Genomic DNA, 13,942 nt, shown 5'->3' with positions numbered 1-13,942 from the left:
ATATCGTCCTTTAGTTTAGATAGCGTCTTCGCCGGTTTCGCCTGTGCGCACGCGCACGGCCTGTTCGACGTCGAGTACAAAAATCTTGCCGTCACCGATTTTGCCGGTTTGGGCGGTTTTGGAGATCACTTCGACCATCTGGTCAGCGACGCTGTCGGCGACGACCAGTTCCAGTTTGACCTTTGGTACAAAGTTCACGACGTATTCCGCGCCGCGGTAGATTTCTGTGTGGCCCGACTGTGCGCCGAAGCCTTTGATTTCTGTGACCATCAAACCGCGCACGCCCGCTTCGGTCAGCGCTTCGCGCACCTCTTCGAGCTTGAATGGTTTGATCGTTGCAATGATGAGTTTCACCGAGTTGTCCCCTCTGAAGCGCAGGAATCCCTGCATGTTATGCGGACAGCAAAAGAGACAGGCGGCGGCCAAGGGAAGCGGGCACAGCCGATTCAGACCCCGCCAATCGAAGGTGTTGCCTAATTTTTGAACATTTGGAAATTTGCGCCTAAAAAATAGGCGGCAATTGAAGGGTGGCAGGTGCATGAAACGCTAAACAATCTGCCCGGCTCCGTTTATGCTGCGTCAAAACAATAGCCGAGCAGGCCGGATAACATGACGAACAAACCTACACGTGGACGCCCTTTGGTGGCCGAAAACCGCTATGGCGGAAAAGCGAAGGCTGCCAAGCCTGCGACCAAACCGCGTGCAAAGCCAAAACCGAAAGCGAAACGCACCCGCAAACCCGCACGGCCCCGTCGTGGCGGCGTGCTGGGGTTTTTCTCGGCGCTGGCGCGGTGGATTTTGCGGCTGATCTGGGTGATCACGTCGCGCTCTGTGCTGGTGGGTTGTGTTGTGCTGGGGCTGATCGTCGGGTACTTTTATACCACGCTGCCCGAGGTTGAGGACCTGCTGGACGGGCGGGCCAATGGCTCGGTCACGATGTTGGACTATACGGGCGATGTGTTTGCGTGGCGCGGGGACCAGTTTGGCGGCGCCGTTCGCGCATCGACCGTCTCGCCGCATCTGAAAAACGCGGTCATCGCGACCGAGGACAAGCGCTTTTACAAACATTTCGGCCTGTCGCCGCGTGGTATCGCATCTGCCGTCCGCATCAACATGAGCGAGGGGCGCGGCCCGTTGTCGGGTCACGGTGGCTCGACCATCACGCAACAGACGGCCAAGCTGCTGTGTCTGGGCGAACCGTTCGATCCCTCCAAGGGGCAGACCGAGGCGCAGTATGAGGCAGAGTGCCGCCGCGGCTCGATCAAGCGGAAAGCCAAAGAGGCGGTTTATGCCATGGCGATGGAGGCCAAATACTCCAAGAACGATATTCTGTCGATCTACTTGAACCGCGCCTATATGGGCGGTGGCGCCTATGGGGCCGAGGCCGCAGCGCAGCGGTTTTTTGCAAAGTCTGCGGCTGAGCTCAGCGCGCCAGAGGCGGCGATGATTGCGGGCTTGCTGACCGCGCCCAGCACGCTGTCGCCTACCTCCAATCTGGAGCGGTCGCAGAACCGTGCGGCTACTGTCCTTCGGTTGATGAACGAACAGGGGTATCTGTCGAACGAAGAGGCGGCCATTGCCCAAGCCTCCCCTGCGGAGCTGTCCGAGGCGGCAGAGGCGCGGGCAGGCGGGTATTTCGCGGATTGGGTGATGTCGACGGGACCAGAGTTTTTTACCCGCAAGACCACCGAAGATGTGATCATCCGCACCACGCTGGATCAGCGGATGCAAAAGGCGGCCGAAGACGGGCTGAACTGGGTGTTCGATAACAAGGTGCGCGCAGGCTCCAAGGCGCAGGCCGCGATTGTCGTGATGAGCGCGGACGGCGCGGTGCGTGCGATGGTCGGCGGGCGCAAGACCAAAGTTTCGGGGGCGTTCAACCGCGCAACCCAAGCCTTGCGGCAGACAGGATCGGCATTCAAGCCATTCGTCTACGCCGCGGCGCTTGATCTGGGGTATTCACCAAATGATCTGGTCGATGACAGCCCTTATTGCCTGAATATTCCCGGGTCGGGGGAATGGTGTCCGAAGAACTACACCAACAACTTCAAAGGCAAGGTGACGATGACCACGTCGCTTGCGCAATCGCTTAATATCCCTGCGGTGAAAATATCCGAGCAAGTGGGCCGCGAGACGGTCAGCGCGGTTGCTTCGCAGTTCGGGATCAAAAGCGATCTGGCCGCTGGCCCTGCGCTGGCGCTGGGTGCATCTGAAAGCACACTGATCGAGATGACGGGAGCTTTTGCGGGCATCCTGAACGGCGGCTCGTCCGTGACGCCTTATGGTCTGATCGATCTGCGTTTGCGCGGCGATGCAGAGCCGTTGATGGGCACGGGCGGCGGTATCGGAGAACGTGTCATTCAGGACAACGCGGCTGGTCAGCTGATCTATATGATGGAGAAGGTCGTCTCGGAAGGGACGGGACAGCGGGCGCAATTTGGCGGGCGGCAGTTGGCGGGCAAGACGGGCACGACATCGGCTGCGAAAGACGCATGGTTCATCGGCTTCTCGGCGGATTACGTCGCGGGCGTCTGGATGGGCTATGACGACAACACCCCGCTAAAGGGTGTGACGGGCGGTGGTCTGCCCGCCGAAATTTTCCGCGAAGCCATGAAGCGTGTGCATGAGGGCGTGCCGGTCAAGGCGCTGCCGATGATTTTGCCGCAACCTGCGCAAGTGGTCTTTGAGGGTGACGTGAACGAAGTGGCTCCTGCGCCCACTGAAACGCAACAGCCCAGCCAGCCCAGAAAGCCGACCAACATCATTGATCAGGTGTTGCAGGACATCTTTGGCGGCGGTGGCGGTGGAAGCGGCACAGCAAACCCCGGCGGGGGCGATCGGTAGCATATCTGCCACGCAGCTCGCGGTGTTGTCGCGAAATCTCTTGTGATGGGCCGCGGTGCTGGACTAGTCTGCCGGACGAGTTTTCAAAAGCTAAACGATTTGACTGGGCAGACGCGTGGGGCAGCTATTTCGCCTGTATATCCCGCGCCGGAAAGGGACAGATGCAAACCGATGTAGTAAAGATCGGCCGTGAGGAATTGCGACAAGTGCGCAAACGTAGTCGCGGTCTTTATTGGTCGGTTGGCTTGTTTTCGGCCTTTGCGAATCTTCTGATGCTGACGGGTCCGATGTACATGCTGCAGGTCTATGATCGCGTGTTGGGGTCAGGCAGTCAGGAAACGCTGGTGGCGCTTTCGCTGTTGGTGGTGTTCTTGTACGGCATCATGGGCATTCTGGACTACACACGCGGGCGTATCATGGCGCGTGTCGGGGCGCGGTTTCAGGATGATCTGGACCGCCGCGTGTTTGATGCCGTCGTGCGCAAGTCTGCTGTGGCACCTGATGACAAAACGAATGCCGGCCTTGCTGATCTGGAGGCGGTGCAGCGGACGATCACTTCACCCGTATTGATGGCGGCGTTTGACCTGCCGTGGACGCCGATCTTTTTCGCGGGGATCTTCGTGTTCCACGCGTATCTGGGGTATATGGCGCTGGCGGGTGGTGCCGTTCTGGTCGTGATCGCAATCGCGAACCAATATTTGTCGCGGGGCGCACAGGCGCGGGCGGCCATCGCAGGCCAGCAGGCCGCGGGCATGGCGGACCAAATCCGCACCGAAGCCGAGATGGTTCAGGCTATGGGGATGCGAGACGCAGCCTTTACCCGCTGGCAAAAAGCCCGCGTCGAGACATTGGAGGGGCAGGTCCGCGCCGCAGATGTGGGTGGCACGTTCACCTCAATGACCAAGACCATTCGCCTTTTCTTGCAATCTGCGATGCTGGGCATGGGCGCGTATCTGGTCCTTAAAAACGAATTGACGCCCGGTGCGATGATTGCGGGGTCGATCCTTCTGGGGCGTGCGTTGGCACCGGTTGAAATGGGGTTGAATCAATGGCCTGTGGTACAGCGTGGCATGACGGGCTGGGCCAATCTGGCAGAGCTGTTGGGCCTTGTGCAGCCCGAAGGCCCGCGTACCGAATTGCCCAAACCGCGTGCCCATCTGGTTGCCAAAAACCTGACTGTCGTCCCACCGGGGGAAAAGCAGGCATCGCTCAAGTCCATCTCGTTCAAGGTTGAACCGGGGCAGGCCGTGGGCGTGATCGGGCCGTCAGGTTCGGGTAAGTCCACGCTGGCGCGGACGCTGACGGGCGTGTGGCGTCCTGCGGGTGGGTCGGTCCGTTTGGACGGTGCAGCACTTGAGCATTACGGAAGCGAGACGCTGGGCAAGCATATAGGCTATCTGCCGCAGCGCGTATCGCTGTTTGACGGCACCATCGCGCAGAATATCGCACGCCTGTCTGGCACGCCTGACGCGGGCAAGGTTGTGGCCGCAGCCAAAACTGCCGCCGCGCATGAGATGATCTTGGAACTGCCCGACGGCTATGACACCATGATCAACGCGGGGCAGGTGCGGCTGTCGGGTGGGCAGATGCAACGCATCGGCCTTGCGCGGGCGCTCTATGATGATCCTGTCATTCTGGTTCTGGACGAGCCGAACTCGAACCTCGATAACGTCGGATCCCAAGCGTTGAACCAAGCGATCCGTGCGATGAAAGCGTCAGACCGCTCTGTGCTGATCATGGCGCACCGTCCCGCCGCTATTCAGGAATGTGACACGCTGCTGGTGTTGGATGGCGGGATGCGTATGGCCTTTGGCCCCAAAGACGAGGTGCTTAAAGGGATGGTCAAGAACCATCAGGAAATCCAGAAAGCGCCGACAGACGCAGGAGGCGTGACATGAGCAACACCAACAAAAAGTGGAGCGCTGCGCGCCCACTGTTCATCGGCTTTCTGGGGCTCTCGGTCCTTGTTGGCGGTTTTGGTGTGTGGTCTGTTATGTCCAACATCGCGGGCGCCATCATCGCCTCTGGCCGGATCGAGGTAGACCGCAACCGTCAGGTCGTGCAGCATGATACGGGCGGAACGGTCGCGGAAATCCATGTGGACGAGGGCGATCTTGTCAGCGCGGGTGATCTGTTGATCACACTTGATCCCCAGCAGGCCCGCTCCGAGCTGACCCTGATAGAGGGACAACTGTTTGAATTGATGGCCCGCCGTGGCCGTCTGCAAGCGCAACGCGACGAGAGCGACGAGATAGAGTTTCCCGCAGCGTTGGTGGAGGCAGGTGCCAGCAATCCGGACGCGCAGGAATTGATGGACGGCCAGTCCAACCTGTTCGAGGCCCGCCGCAACAGCATCGACCGCGAGATCGAGCAGTTGGGCAAGCAACGTAACCAGATCGAGGACCAGATTGAGGGTATCCGCGCACAGGAAGCCTCCCTTGTTGCGCAACTGGAATTGATCGAGCCGCAGTTGGTCAATCAGCAAAAACTGCTGGATGACGGGTTGGCGCAAGCGGCGTCTGTGCTGCGTTTGCAGCAGGAAAAAGCAAGCCTGACAGGCGATGTCGGGCGATTGATCGCAAGCCGTGCGCAGGCCGAGGGCCGCATCACCGAGATCGAGATTATTGGCCTTAAACTTGGCACCTCCGGCCGTGAAGAAGCGATCACGCAGCTTCGCGAAATCCGCTACCGCGAATTGTCATTGGTCGAACAACGCCGCGCCTTGCTGGCCCAGATTGACCGTTTGGACGTGCGCGCGCCCGTGTCGGGCATCGTCTATGCGATGCAGGTCACCACCCCGCGTTCGGTCATTCGTGCGGCAGAGCCGCTGTTGTATCTGGTGCCTCAGGACCGCCCGCTGGTGATCGCAGCACAGGTGAATCCGACCAATGTTGACGAAATCTCGGTCGGGCAGGAAGTGAACCTGCGCCTGTCGTCGCTGGACCAGCGCACGACCCCCGAACTCAAAGGGCAGATCCTTGTCATCTCGGCCGATGCGCTGGATGACGAGACAACGGGCGCCAGCTATTTCCGCGCTGAAATTGCCCTATCCCCGGGTGAGATTGACCGCCTGCCCGCAGGCACGCAATTGGTGCCGGGTATGCCGGTGGATGCGTTCATCAAAACAGGCGACCGTTCGCCCATGACCTATCTGCTGAAACCGGTCACGGATTATTTCGTGAAGTCGTGGCGCGAAAGCTGATGCAGGGGCTTTTACGCGGCCGCTATCGGCGCTAGCGTGCGGGCAAATCAACCCCATCCGAGGATACCTGACATGAGCCACGCAAAACGTCTTTCCGATCTGGGCATTACATTGCCTGACGCCTCTGCCCCTGCGGCCAACTATGTGCCGTTCGTTCAGGTGGGCAATACGCTGTATGTGTCGGGTCAGATTTCACGCGACGACAGCGGGCTGATTACGGGCGTTTTGGGCGATAATATGAGCGTGGAAGACGGTGCCGCAGCGGCCCAGACCTGCGCTCTGCAATTGCTGGCGCAAGTGGCCGCTGCCTGTGGTGGCGACATTGACCGCATGAAGCGTGTGGTGAAACTGACGGGCTTCGTAAACTCGACCAAAGACTTCACCGACCAGCCCAAAGTCATCAACGGCTGTTCTGACTGGCTGGTCGAGGCATTGGGCGATGCGGGCCGTCATGCACGCTCGGCCGTGTCGGCGGGGGCGTTGCCTTTGGGCGTCGCGGTCGAAATCGAAGGCATCTTCGAAATCGAATGAGCCACCCCCGTCTGCCGCGCAGCTTCATCACGACCCCTCTGGCACATCGTGCTTTGCATGATGTCACCGACGGCCGCCCCGAAAACTCGCGGGCGGCCATTCGGGCGGCCATTGCCGCAGGTTACGGGATCGAGATTGACGTCCAGCTTAGCCGTGATGGCGCGGCGATGGTGTTCCATGACTACGCGTTGGAACGGTTGGCCCATGGCAAGGGGGCTGTGCGCCTGCTGGATGCAGACGCGCTGCGTGCCACGCCTTTGCGTGGTGGGGATGAAGGTATCCCCGACCTTGATGAAATTTTGCAGATCGTTGCGGGCCAAGTGCCCTTGGTGGTTGAGCTAAAGGATCAGGACGGCGGCATGGGGCCCGATGTCGGCCCGTTGGAGCACGCGACCGCCGCGGCGTTGGACGGCTACAGGGGCGACATTGCGGTCATGTCGTTCAACCCCCACTCGGTCGCGATGATGCAACAGCTCTCTCCGCAGATCGCGCGGGGGATCACCACGTCGTCTTACAAGCCCGAAGACTGGCCGCTGACCGAGCGCCGCTGTGCCGAGCTGCGCGAGATCCCCGATTATGACCGCGTTGGCGCCAGCTTTATCAGCCACGAAGTGGATGATCTGGACCGCCCCCGGGTGGCCGCGTTGAAGGGGGCAGGTGCTGATGTGTGCTGTTGGACCGTGCGCAGTGCCGCGCAAGAAGCCGTTGCACGCAAGGTTGCCGATACAATCACTTTTGAGGGGTATCTTGCGGCGCTTCGCGCTTGAACATCGCGCATTTCGGGCCACCTATAGCGGGTAAGATGAACCGAAAGGCACCGTGACCATGAGCGCGCAGGAAGTCGAGATTTCAATTGTCGCATCGCTGTCAGAAATTGACGCGGCCGATTGGGATGCCTGCGCCTGTCCAGAGGCCGCAGCGGGTGCGCGGCCCAACGATCCTTTCACCACCCACCGTTTCCTGAAGGCGCTTGAGGACAGCGGCAGTGTCGGCCCCGGCACGGGCTGGCAGCCGCAATACCTCGTTGCGCGGATTGCAGGGCAGATCATCGGCGTGGCCCCGCTTTATGCCAAGTCGCACTCGCAGGGCGAATACATCTTTGACCACGCGTGGGCGCATGCCTACGAGCGGGCAGGCGGGCGGTACTATCCCAAGCTACAGATTGCAGTCCCACATACACCCGCAACGGGGCGGCGGTTTCTGACCCGCGAAGGGTTTGAAGAAGTCGGGTTCAACGCGCTGGTGCAGGGCGCCGTGCAGCTGACCGAGAATAACAACCTTAGTTCTTTGAACGTGACCTTTTGCACGGAAGACGAGGCGACGCGGGCCGAGCAAATTGGCCTGATGGCTCGCAAGAGCCAGCAGTTTCATTGGCGCAATCAAGGCTATGCGGATTTTGACGCCTTCCTTGCCGGCCTCAGCTCGCGCAAGCGCAAGAACCTGCGCAAGGAGCGGGCGACAGCGAATGACTTTGGCGGCACGATTGAGGTGTTTACCGGCGATGACCTGCGCCCCGAACATTGGGATGCGTTCTGGGAGTTTTACCAAGATACCGGCGCACGTAAATGGGGGACGCCTTACCTGACCCGTGCGTTCTTCGACATCGCCCAAGAGGTGTTGCGCGATGACATGGCGCTGGTGTTGGCCAAACGCGACGGTCGCTGGATCGCGGGGGCGCTGAATTTCATCGGGACCGATGCGCTTTATGGCCGCTACTGGGGCTGCGCCGAGCATCACTCCTGCCTGCATTTCGAGCTGTGCTATTACCGCGCCATCGACATCGCGATCGAGATGGGCCTTGGCACAGTCGAGGCGGGGGCGCAGGGCGAGCACAAGCTGGCACGCGGCTATCTGCCCACGGCGACATGGTCGCTGCACTGGATGCGCGACGCAGGGTTCGGGCGTGCGGTGGCCGATTATCTGGATGCCGAGCGGGCCGCCGTTGAAGAAGAGATAGAGGTGCTGACCGACTATGGCCCCTTCAAACAAACCCAAATCGAGGAACAGCAATGACAGAGAAACTCAGCGCCGAAACACGCGGCCCCGTTCTGGACCCGCTTTTTAAAAACGGCTGGGCCATGGTCGAGGGGCGCGATGCGATCACCAAGACCTATGAGTTCGATGACTTCGTAGAGGCTTTTGGCTGGATGACCCGCGCCGCAATCTGGGCGGAAAAGTGGGGGCATCATCCCGAATGGGAGAACGTCTATAACAAGGTCGTGGTCACGATGACGACTCATGATGTGGGCGGGCTCAGCACCCTTGATGCCAAGCTGGCGCGTAAAATGGACGGACTTTAGCCCATGTCGCGCATCGGAATTTTCAAAATTCCGGCCGGAAAATTCGAATTTTCCGATCCCTGACTTAGACGGGGTCGCACCAACTGCAACCCCGTCTGGTGTCTTACATGGAGGCCAGAAGACCTTCGCCGCCTGACACGTCGCAAACGCCGGGGCTTTCTTCTTCTTGCAACAGCGTGACTTTGCCGTCGTCGACCAGCATCGCATAGCGTTTGGAGCGGGCAACCAGCCCTGCGGGTGCGGCGTCAAAATCCATGCCGATGGCCTTTGTGAACTCGGACGAGGCATCGCCCAACATGGTGATCCCTGCGGCTGTGGCGCCTGTCGCTTCGCCCCACGCCTGCATTACGAAGGGGTCGTTGCAGGACACGCAGATGATCTCGTCCACGCCTTTTGCGTCGAACTGGTCTTTGGTGCGGACAAAGCTGGGGACGTGGGCGGAATGGCATGTCGGCGTGAAGGCGCCCGGCACGGCGAAGACGACGACTTTGCGGCCTTTTGTCAGGTCGCTCATCTTGACGGGGGCGGGGCCTTCGCTGCCCATCCGCACCAAAGTTGCATCGGGGAGGGTATCGCCTTGGGAAATGGGCATGGGGTCACCTTTCATGTGATTGTAATTGTCTCTTTCCCAGATATAGAGTTCGCCCAGCCCAAGGGCCAGTGCAGGAGTGGAGTTATTCTATGCGTCATATCGTAGTGATCGGAGCAGGGCAGGCGGGATCGTCTTGTGTGGTCAAGCTGCGCAATGCAGGGTTTGACGGGAAAATCACTCTGATCGGAGCGGAAGGCCAGCCGCCCTATCAGCGCCCGCCCCTGTCCAAGGCTTATCTGATGGGGGACATGGCGCTGGAGCGGTTGTACCTGCGGCCCGAGAGTTTTTACGCCGAGCAGGGCATTGATCTGATACTGGATACGCAGGTCGACGCGATTGATACGGCCAATCACCAGATTGCCGTGCAGGGCGGCATGATGTCTTACGATGCGTTGGTGCTGACCACAGGATCGGTCCCCCACCGTTTGCCTGCGGCCATTGGCGGCACGCTAGAGGGCGTGCATGTGGTCCGCGGGTTGGCGGATGTGGATGCAATGGTGCCCCGCTTTGTCAAAGGGGCGCGGGTGCTGATCGTGGGCGGCGGCTATATCGGGCTTGAGGCGGCATCGGTCGCAGCCAAGCTGGGGCTTGAGGTGACGCTGGTCGAGATGGCACCGCGTATCCTGCAACGTGTTGCCGCGCCCGAGACATCGGCGTTCTTCCGTGATCTGCATGGGGGCCACGGCGTTGATCTGCGCGAAGGGATCGGCCTTGAGCGGCTGACCGGTGAGGGTGCTGTCAGCGGTGCGGTGCTGACGGACGGCACGCAGCTGGAAGTGGATTTTGTGATTGTCGGCGTGGGCGTGGCCCCCGGCACGGCGCTGGCCGAAGCGGGGGGGATCGCGCTTGATAACGGCATCGCGGTGGATGCGCAGGGCCGGACCAGTGCGCCTGATGTCTGGGCGGCGGGCGATTGCGCCTCGTTCCCATATCGCGATACGCGGATCAGGCTGGAGAGCGTGCCAAACGCGATTGAGCAAGCCGAGGTGGTGGCCGAGAACCTGTTGGGCGCCGAGAAGGACTATGTCGCGAAGCCGTGGTTCTGGTCGGACCAATATGATGTGAAACTGCAAATCGCGGGGCTGAACACAGGCTATGACCGCGTGGTCACACGCGGGGCTGCACCCGGACCGGTTTCGTTTTGGTACTACGCGGGGGAGACGCTGTTGGCCGTGGATGCGGCCAATGACCCGCGCGGCTACATGGTGGGCAAGCGCCTGATCGAGGCAGGGAAATCTCCCGCACCAGAGGTTGTTGCGGATGTGGACACCGACCTCAAGGCGTTGTTGAAACCGTGAGGATCATCGCAGGCAAATCGCGCGGCACACAATTGGCCGATGTCGGGCGCGGCGATGCAGAGGCGCATCTGCGGCCCACGTCGGACCGCGTGCGCGAAAGCCTGTTTTCGATGCTGACCCATATGGGCGTTATCCATAATGCCCGCGTGCTGGACCTGTTTGCGGGCACTGGCGCGCTGGGACTTGAGGCGCTGTCGCGGGGCGCAGCCCATGCGACTTTTGTCGAGAACGGGCGCGTGGGGCAAAAGCTGATCGCGCAGAACATTGCGAAGATGCGGGTGGATGAACAGACCGCGCTGCTGCGTCTGGATGCGACCGCTTTAGGTGCCTCTGCCGCGCCCTTTGATCTGGTCTTTCTTGATCCGCCTTATGGCAAATCACTGGGGCAGGACGCCTTGGCCAGTGCGGCCGCGGGCGGCTGGCTGGCGCAAGGCGCTGTGATCGTCTGGGAGGAAAGTACGCCCATGCACGCCCCCCAAGGGTTCACCCGCACCGACCGCCGCAAATACGGCGATACCCATGTGACCATGCTGCGCTTTGGCTAAAGCGGCCAGTGCGCGATCCGCTGGGACTTTTTGGCCATCAGGCCCATAACAGGCGCCATAAATAGCACGATACGACCCGTGAACGCAGGTTTCCCCGTTTCGGCCATGGCCTTGAGGTTGGATGCGATAAAGCCTTGTGCGCCGACCATTTCCTTACGCAACTTCGACCCTTCGACAGTTTTTGACAAGACGAGATCAAATTCGGTCCCACCATCTTTTTCCCGCAACTCGTAGGTGACGGTGCAGGGCGGTTCGTCAATGTTCGTCATCTGGAAGGTATGGGCATAACGGTGCGGCGGGTCGAAAACGAGCACCTCGCTACCACCATTGCGACCTTGCCGTTCGGGTTGATCATGCGCATTTTAGCGCCTTGCTTAAGGCCATCGGCTGTCTGGCAGACAGAGCCGAAGAAGAACGGCAGAGGCGTGTCGGTGGCCACCAGCGTGGACCAGACGGTTTCGATCGGGGCTTCGATGAAAGTGCGGCTGATGGAATCAGGGGCGTATTGGGTCATTTGGCGTTTTCCTTTTTAGCGATTGCTTCGGCGGTGGCTTTGATCAGGCTCATCCGGTCCAGCCAGTGGGCGGAATAGCCGTCGATCCAGCGCTCGTAGATCAGTTGCAGGGGAAGGGCATTGAGGTAGAGGCGGCGGCTGCGGCCGTCCTGTTGGCTGGTGACCAGCCCCGCATCGGTGAGGACGCGCAAGTGGTTCATAACCGCGACACGTGACACATCGAACTGCGCAGCAAGCTCGCCCACGGCCATTCCGGGGCGGGTGCGCAAGTGGTCCAGAATTGCGCGGCGGGTTTCATGGGCGAGGGCCTGAAACACCGAATCCATATCTGCATTAGTAAAAATGTAATTACATCATTACGTATAAAGCGTGTGCCAACCTCTTTAGGAAACGCTTCAGACGCGGCGGGGATCGGAAAATTCGAATTTTCCGGCCGGAATTTTTGAAAATTCCAACGCCGGCCGCGATCTTGGGGTTAGTATGTGGGGTGGAACTTGCCTGCGGGAGAGAGAGTGAAAATCTCGTATCCGTTCTCTGTCACGCCGATCGAGTGTTCGAATTGTGCCGACAGTGATTTGTCGCGGGTGACCGCGGTCCAGTCGTCGGCCAGCGTCTTCGTCTCGGCGCGGCCAAGGTTTACCATCGGCTCGATGGTAAAGAACATGCCGGGCTCCAACACAGACTTCGTGCCGGGCTTGCCGTAGTGCAGCACGTTTGGCGGTGCGTGGAACACGCGGCCCAAGCCGTGGCCGCAAAAGTCGGTGACCACGGACATGCGGTGCCCTTCGACAAAGCTCTGAATGGCGTGGCCGATGTCACCGAAGGTATTGCCGGGTTTTACCGCTTCTATCCCCTTCATCAGGGCCTCATGAGTGATGTCGATCAGACGCTCGGCCCGTTTGGCGGGGCGGCCTGCGACATACATGCGGCTGCTGTCTCCGAACCAACCATCCAGCACAACTGTCACGTCGATGTTGACGATATCCCCGTCTTCGAGCGCGTCACTGTCGCGGCGTTTCTCCAGATCGCGGCTCACGCTTTTAAGCTTGGGGATCGGCGCGCCTGGGATGCCGTGGCAGACCACGTGGTTCACGCTGATGCAGCTGGCGTGTTTATAGCCCTTATAGCCGATGGTTGCAGAGGTCGCGCCTGCTTCCTCCACCATCGCCTCGATCAGCGCGTCGATTTGGCCAGTGGTCTGGCCTACTGTCACGTGTTCGGCGATCTTGTCCAAAATGGTAGCGGTCAAGCGGCCTGCCGCGTGCATCCCTGCAAAATCAGCAGCCTCGTGGATGCGGATACCGTCTTTTGTCGTGCGACCTTTATGGGTGTCTGTCACCGGTCTCTCCATCATTGTGTTGGGGCTGTTTAGCGTGCAGGGCGGCCAAGGGCCAGAGGGGTGGCGATGTCTATTCCCTCAGGCGTGATGTGGGTGCCGATGCAGAGGGTTTCAACACCCGCCTTTGTGGCCTCGGCGTGGGCGGCGGCATATTTGGGGTCGATATCGGCGGCGATGTCCACATGGGTGCAGTCCGTGCGCTGCACCAGATACAGCAGCACGGCGCGGTGGCCCATGCCTGCGACAGCCGCCAGATCGTTCATATGCTTGGTGCCGCGTGCGGTGACCGAGTCCGGGAATTCCGCCAGTGCAGGCGAACGGCACAGCGTCACCGACTTCACTTCGACATAAGCGTCGGGCAGGCCGTCACCGCTCAGCAAAAAATCCACGCGGGAGTTGGTCCCGTATTTCACCTCTGGGCGCACGGTGGTGTAGGCGGCCAGCGCCTCGATCTGGCGCGCCTCTAGTGCGGCGCGCAGCACGCGGTTGGGCAGGGAAGTATCTACGCCCGTCAGATGCCCGTTCTCGTGATCGACCAGCCGCAACCCGTATTTCAGCTTTTTCTTGGGGTCGTCATTCGGCTCCAGCCAGACTTTTGTGCCTTCCTCGGCCAGCCCCATCATCGAGCCGGGGTTGGCGCAGTGGGCCACAATTTCCCGACCGTCCTCCAGCGTGCAATCGGCCAGAAACCGTTTGTAGCGGCGGATAAGGCGAGCGGGGACAAGATCGGTTTGAAAGCGCATGGCAAGGGGCTATACCGTAACGGACACAGGCTCA

Annotated in this window: 16 protein-coding genes; 9 read left to right on the top strand and 7 right to left on the bottom strand. The window is 60.4% G+C overall.

Features of this window, described 5'->3' with window-relative positions:
- Positions 1 to 15: 15 nt before the first annotated feature.
- Positions 16 to 354 (bottom strand): P-II family nitrogen regulator, encoded by a 339-nt coding sequence (locus ABMC88_RS03480; protein ID WP_067288315.1) that lies wholly within the window; start codon positions 352 to 354, stop codon positions 16 to 18.
- A gap of 255 nt (positions 355 to 609) precedes the next feature.
- Here ABMC88_RS03480 and ABMC88_RS03475 point away from each other — a divergent pair, with 255 nt between their 5' ends.
- The 7 genes from ABMC88_RS03475 to ABMC88_RS03445 all read left to right on the top strand — a co-directional run bounded on the left by ABMC88_RS03475 (position 610) and on the right by ABMC88_RS03445 (position 8,877).
- On the top strand, positions 610 to 2,844 hold the full coding sequence (locus ABMC88_RS03475) for a transglycosylase domain-containing protein (RefSeq protein WP_349575427.1): 2,235 nt from the start codon (positions 610 to 612) through the stop codon (positions 2,842 to 2,844).
- A gap of 161 nt (positions 2,845 to 3,005) precedes the next feature.
- Complete coding sequence (locus ABMC88_RS03470; protein ID WP_349575426.1) at positions 3,006 to 4,742, top strand: type I secretion system permease/ATPase; 1,737 nt, start codon at positions 3,006 to 3,008, stop codon at positions 4,740 to 4,742.
- Positions 4,739 to 6,046, top strand: coding sequence for an HlyD family type I secretion periplasmic adaptor subunit (locus ABMC88_RS03465; protein ID WP_349575425.1), 1,308 nt, complete (start codon positions 4,739 to 4,741; stop codon positions 6,044 to 6,046). The genes ABMC88_RS03470 and ABMC88_RS03465 overlap by 4 nt, the downstream gene beginning before the upstream one ends.
- A gap of 72 nt (positions 6,047 to 6,118) precedes the next feature.
- A complete protein-coding gene (locus ABMC88_RS03460) occupies positions 6,119 to 6,577 on the top strand; it encodes a RidA family protein (protein ID WP_349575424.1) in 459 nt (152 codons plus the stop codon).
- Positions 6,574 to 7,344, top strand: coding sequence for a glycerophosphodiester phosphodiesterase family protein (locus tag ABMC88_RS03455; RefSeq protein ID WP_349575423.1), 771 nt, complete (start codon positions 6,574 to 6,576; stop codon positions 7,342 to 7,344). Before ABMC88_RS03460 ends, ABMC88_RS03455 begins: the two co-directional genes overlap by 4 nt.
- A gap of 58 nt (positions 7,345 to 7,402) precedes the next feature.
- Positions 7,403 to 8,590 carry a GNAT family N-acetyltransferase gene (locus ABMC88_RS03450; protein ID WP_349575422.1) on the top strand — a complete coding sequence of 396 codons (1,188 nt, stop codon included), beginning with the start codon at positions 7,403 to 7,405 and terminating at the stop codon, positions 8,588 to 8,590.
- Positions 8,587 to 8,877: a 4a-hydroxytetrahydrobiopterin dehydratase gene (locus tag ABMC88_RS03445; RefSeq protein WP_349575421.1), complete on the top strand. Its 291-nt coding sequence runs from the start codon at positions 8,587 to 8,589 to the stop codon at positions 8,875 to 8,877. The genes ABMC88_RS03450 and ABMC88_RS03445 overlap by 4 nt, the downstream gene beginning before the upstream one ends.
- 103 nt (positions 8,878 to 8,980) lie before the next feature.
- Here the strand turns inward: ABMC88_RS03445 and ABMC88_RS03440 are convergent, their stop codons facing one another.
- Complete coding sequence (locus ABMC88_RS03440; protein ID WP_349575420.1) at positions 8,981 to 9,469, bottom strand: peroxiredoxin; 489 nt, start codon at positions 9,467 to 9,469, stop codon at positions 8,981 to 8,983.
- A gap of 89 nt (positions 9,470 to 9,558) precedes the next feature.
- Between ABMC88_RS03440 and ABMC88_RS03435 the strand changes: the two genes are divergently transcribed.
- Entirely contained in the window at positions 9,559 to 10,767 is a 1,209-nt protein-coding gene (locus ABMC88_RS03435) for an NAD(P)/FAD-dependent oxidoreductase (RefSeq protein WP_349575419.1), read from the top strand.
- Positions 10,764 to 11,312, top strand: a complete 549-nt coding sequence (gene rsmD / locus ABMC88_RS03430) for a 16S rRNA (guanine(966)-N(2))-methyltransferase RsmD (protein WP_349575418.1) — start codon at positions 10,764 to 10,766, stop codon at positions 11,310 to 11,312. The genes ABMC88_RS03435 and rsmD overlap by 4 nt, the downstream gene beginning before the upstream one ends.
- Here rsmD and ABMC88_RS03425 read toward each other — a convergent pair.
- The 5 genes from ABMC88_RS03425 to sfsA form a co-directional block, all read right to left on the bottom strand.
- Positions 11,309 to 11,626 (bottom strand): SRPBCC family protein, encoded by a 318-nt coding sequence (locus ABMC88_RS03425; RefSeq protein WP_349575417.1) that lies wholly within the window; start codon positions 11,624 to 11,626, stop codon positions 11,309 to 11,311. The two genes, rsmD and ABMC88_RS03425, sit on opposite strands and share 4 nt — an antisense overlap.
- Entirely contained in the window at positions 11,578 to 11,826 is a 249-nt protein-coding gene (locus ABMC88_RS03420) for a hypothetical protein (RefSeq protein ID WP_349575416.1), read from the bottom strand. Before ABMC88_RS03420 ends, ABMC88_RS03425 begins: the two co-directional genes overlap by 49 nt.
- Positions 11,823 to 12,152, bottom strand: a complete 330-nt coding sequence (locus ABMC88_RS03415; RefSeq protein ID WP_349575415.1) for an ArsR/SmtB family transcription factor — start codon at positions 12,150 to 12,152, stop codon at positions 11,823 to 11,825. Before ABMC88_RS03415 ends, ABMC88_RS03420 begins: the two co-directional genes overlap by 4 nt.
- Positions 12,153 to 12,301: 149 nt before the next feature.
- Complete coding sequence (gene map, locus ABMC88_RS03410; protein ID WP_349575414.1) at positions 12,302 to 13,180, bottom strand: type I methionyl aminopeptidase; 879 nt, start codon at positions 13,178 to 13,180, stop codon at positions 12,302 to 12,304.
- A gap of 14 nt (positions 13,181 to 13,194) precedes the next feature.
- Complete coding sequence (gene sfsA, locus ABMC88_RS03405; protein ID WP_349575413.1) at positions 13,195 to 13,908, bottom strand: DNA/RNA nuclease SfsA; 714 nt, start codon at positions 13,906 to 13,908, stop codon at positions 13,195 to 13,197.
- Positions 13,909 to 13,942: the final 34 nt, after the last annotated feature.

This window comes from Sulfitobacter aquimarinus (assembly GCF_040149565.1).
Taxonomy (GTDB): domain Bacteria; phylum Pseudomonadota; class Alphaproteobacteria; order Rhodobacterales; family Rhodobacteraceae; genus Sulfitobacter; species Sulfitobacter aquimarinus.
Note: the sequence above shows the minus strand (reverse complement) of the source record. Positions and strands in the feature narration are given on the sequence as shown.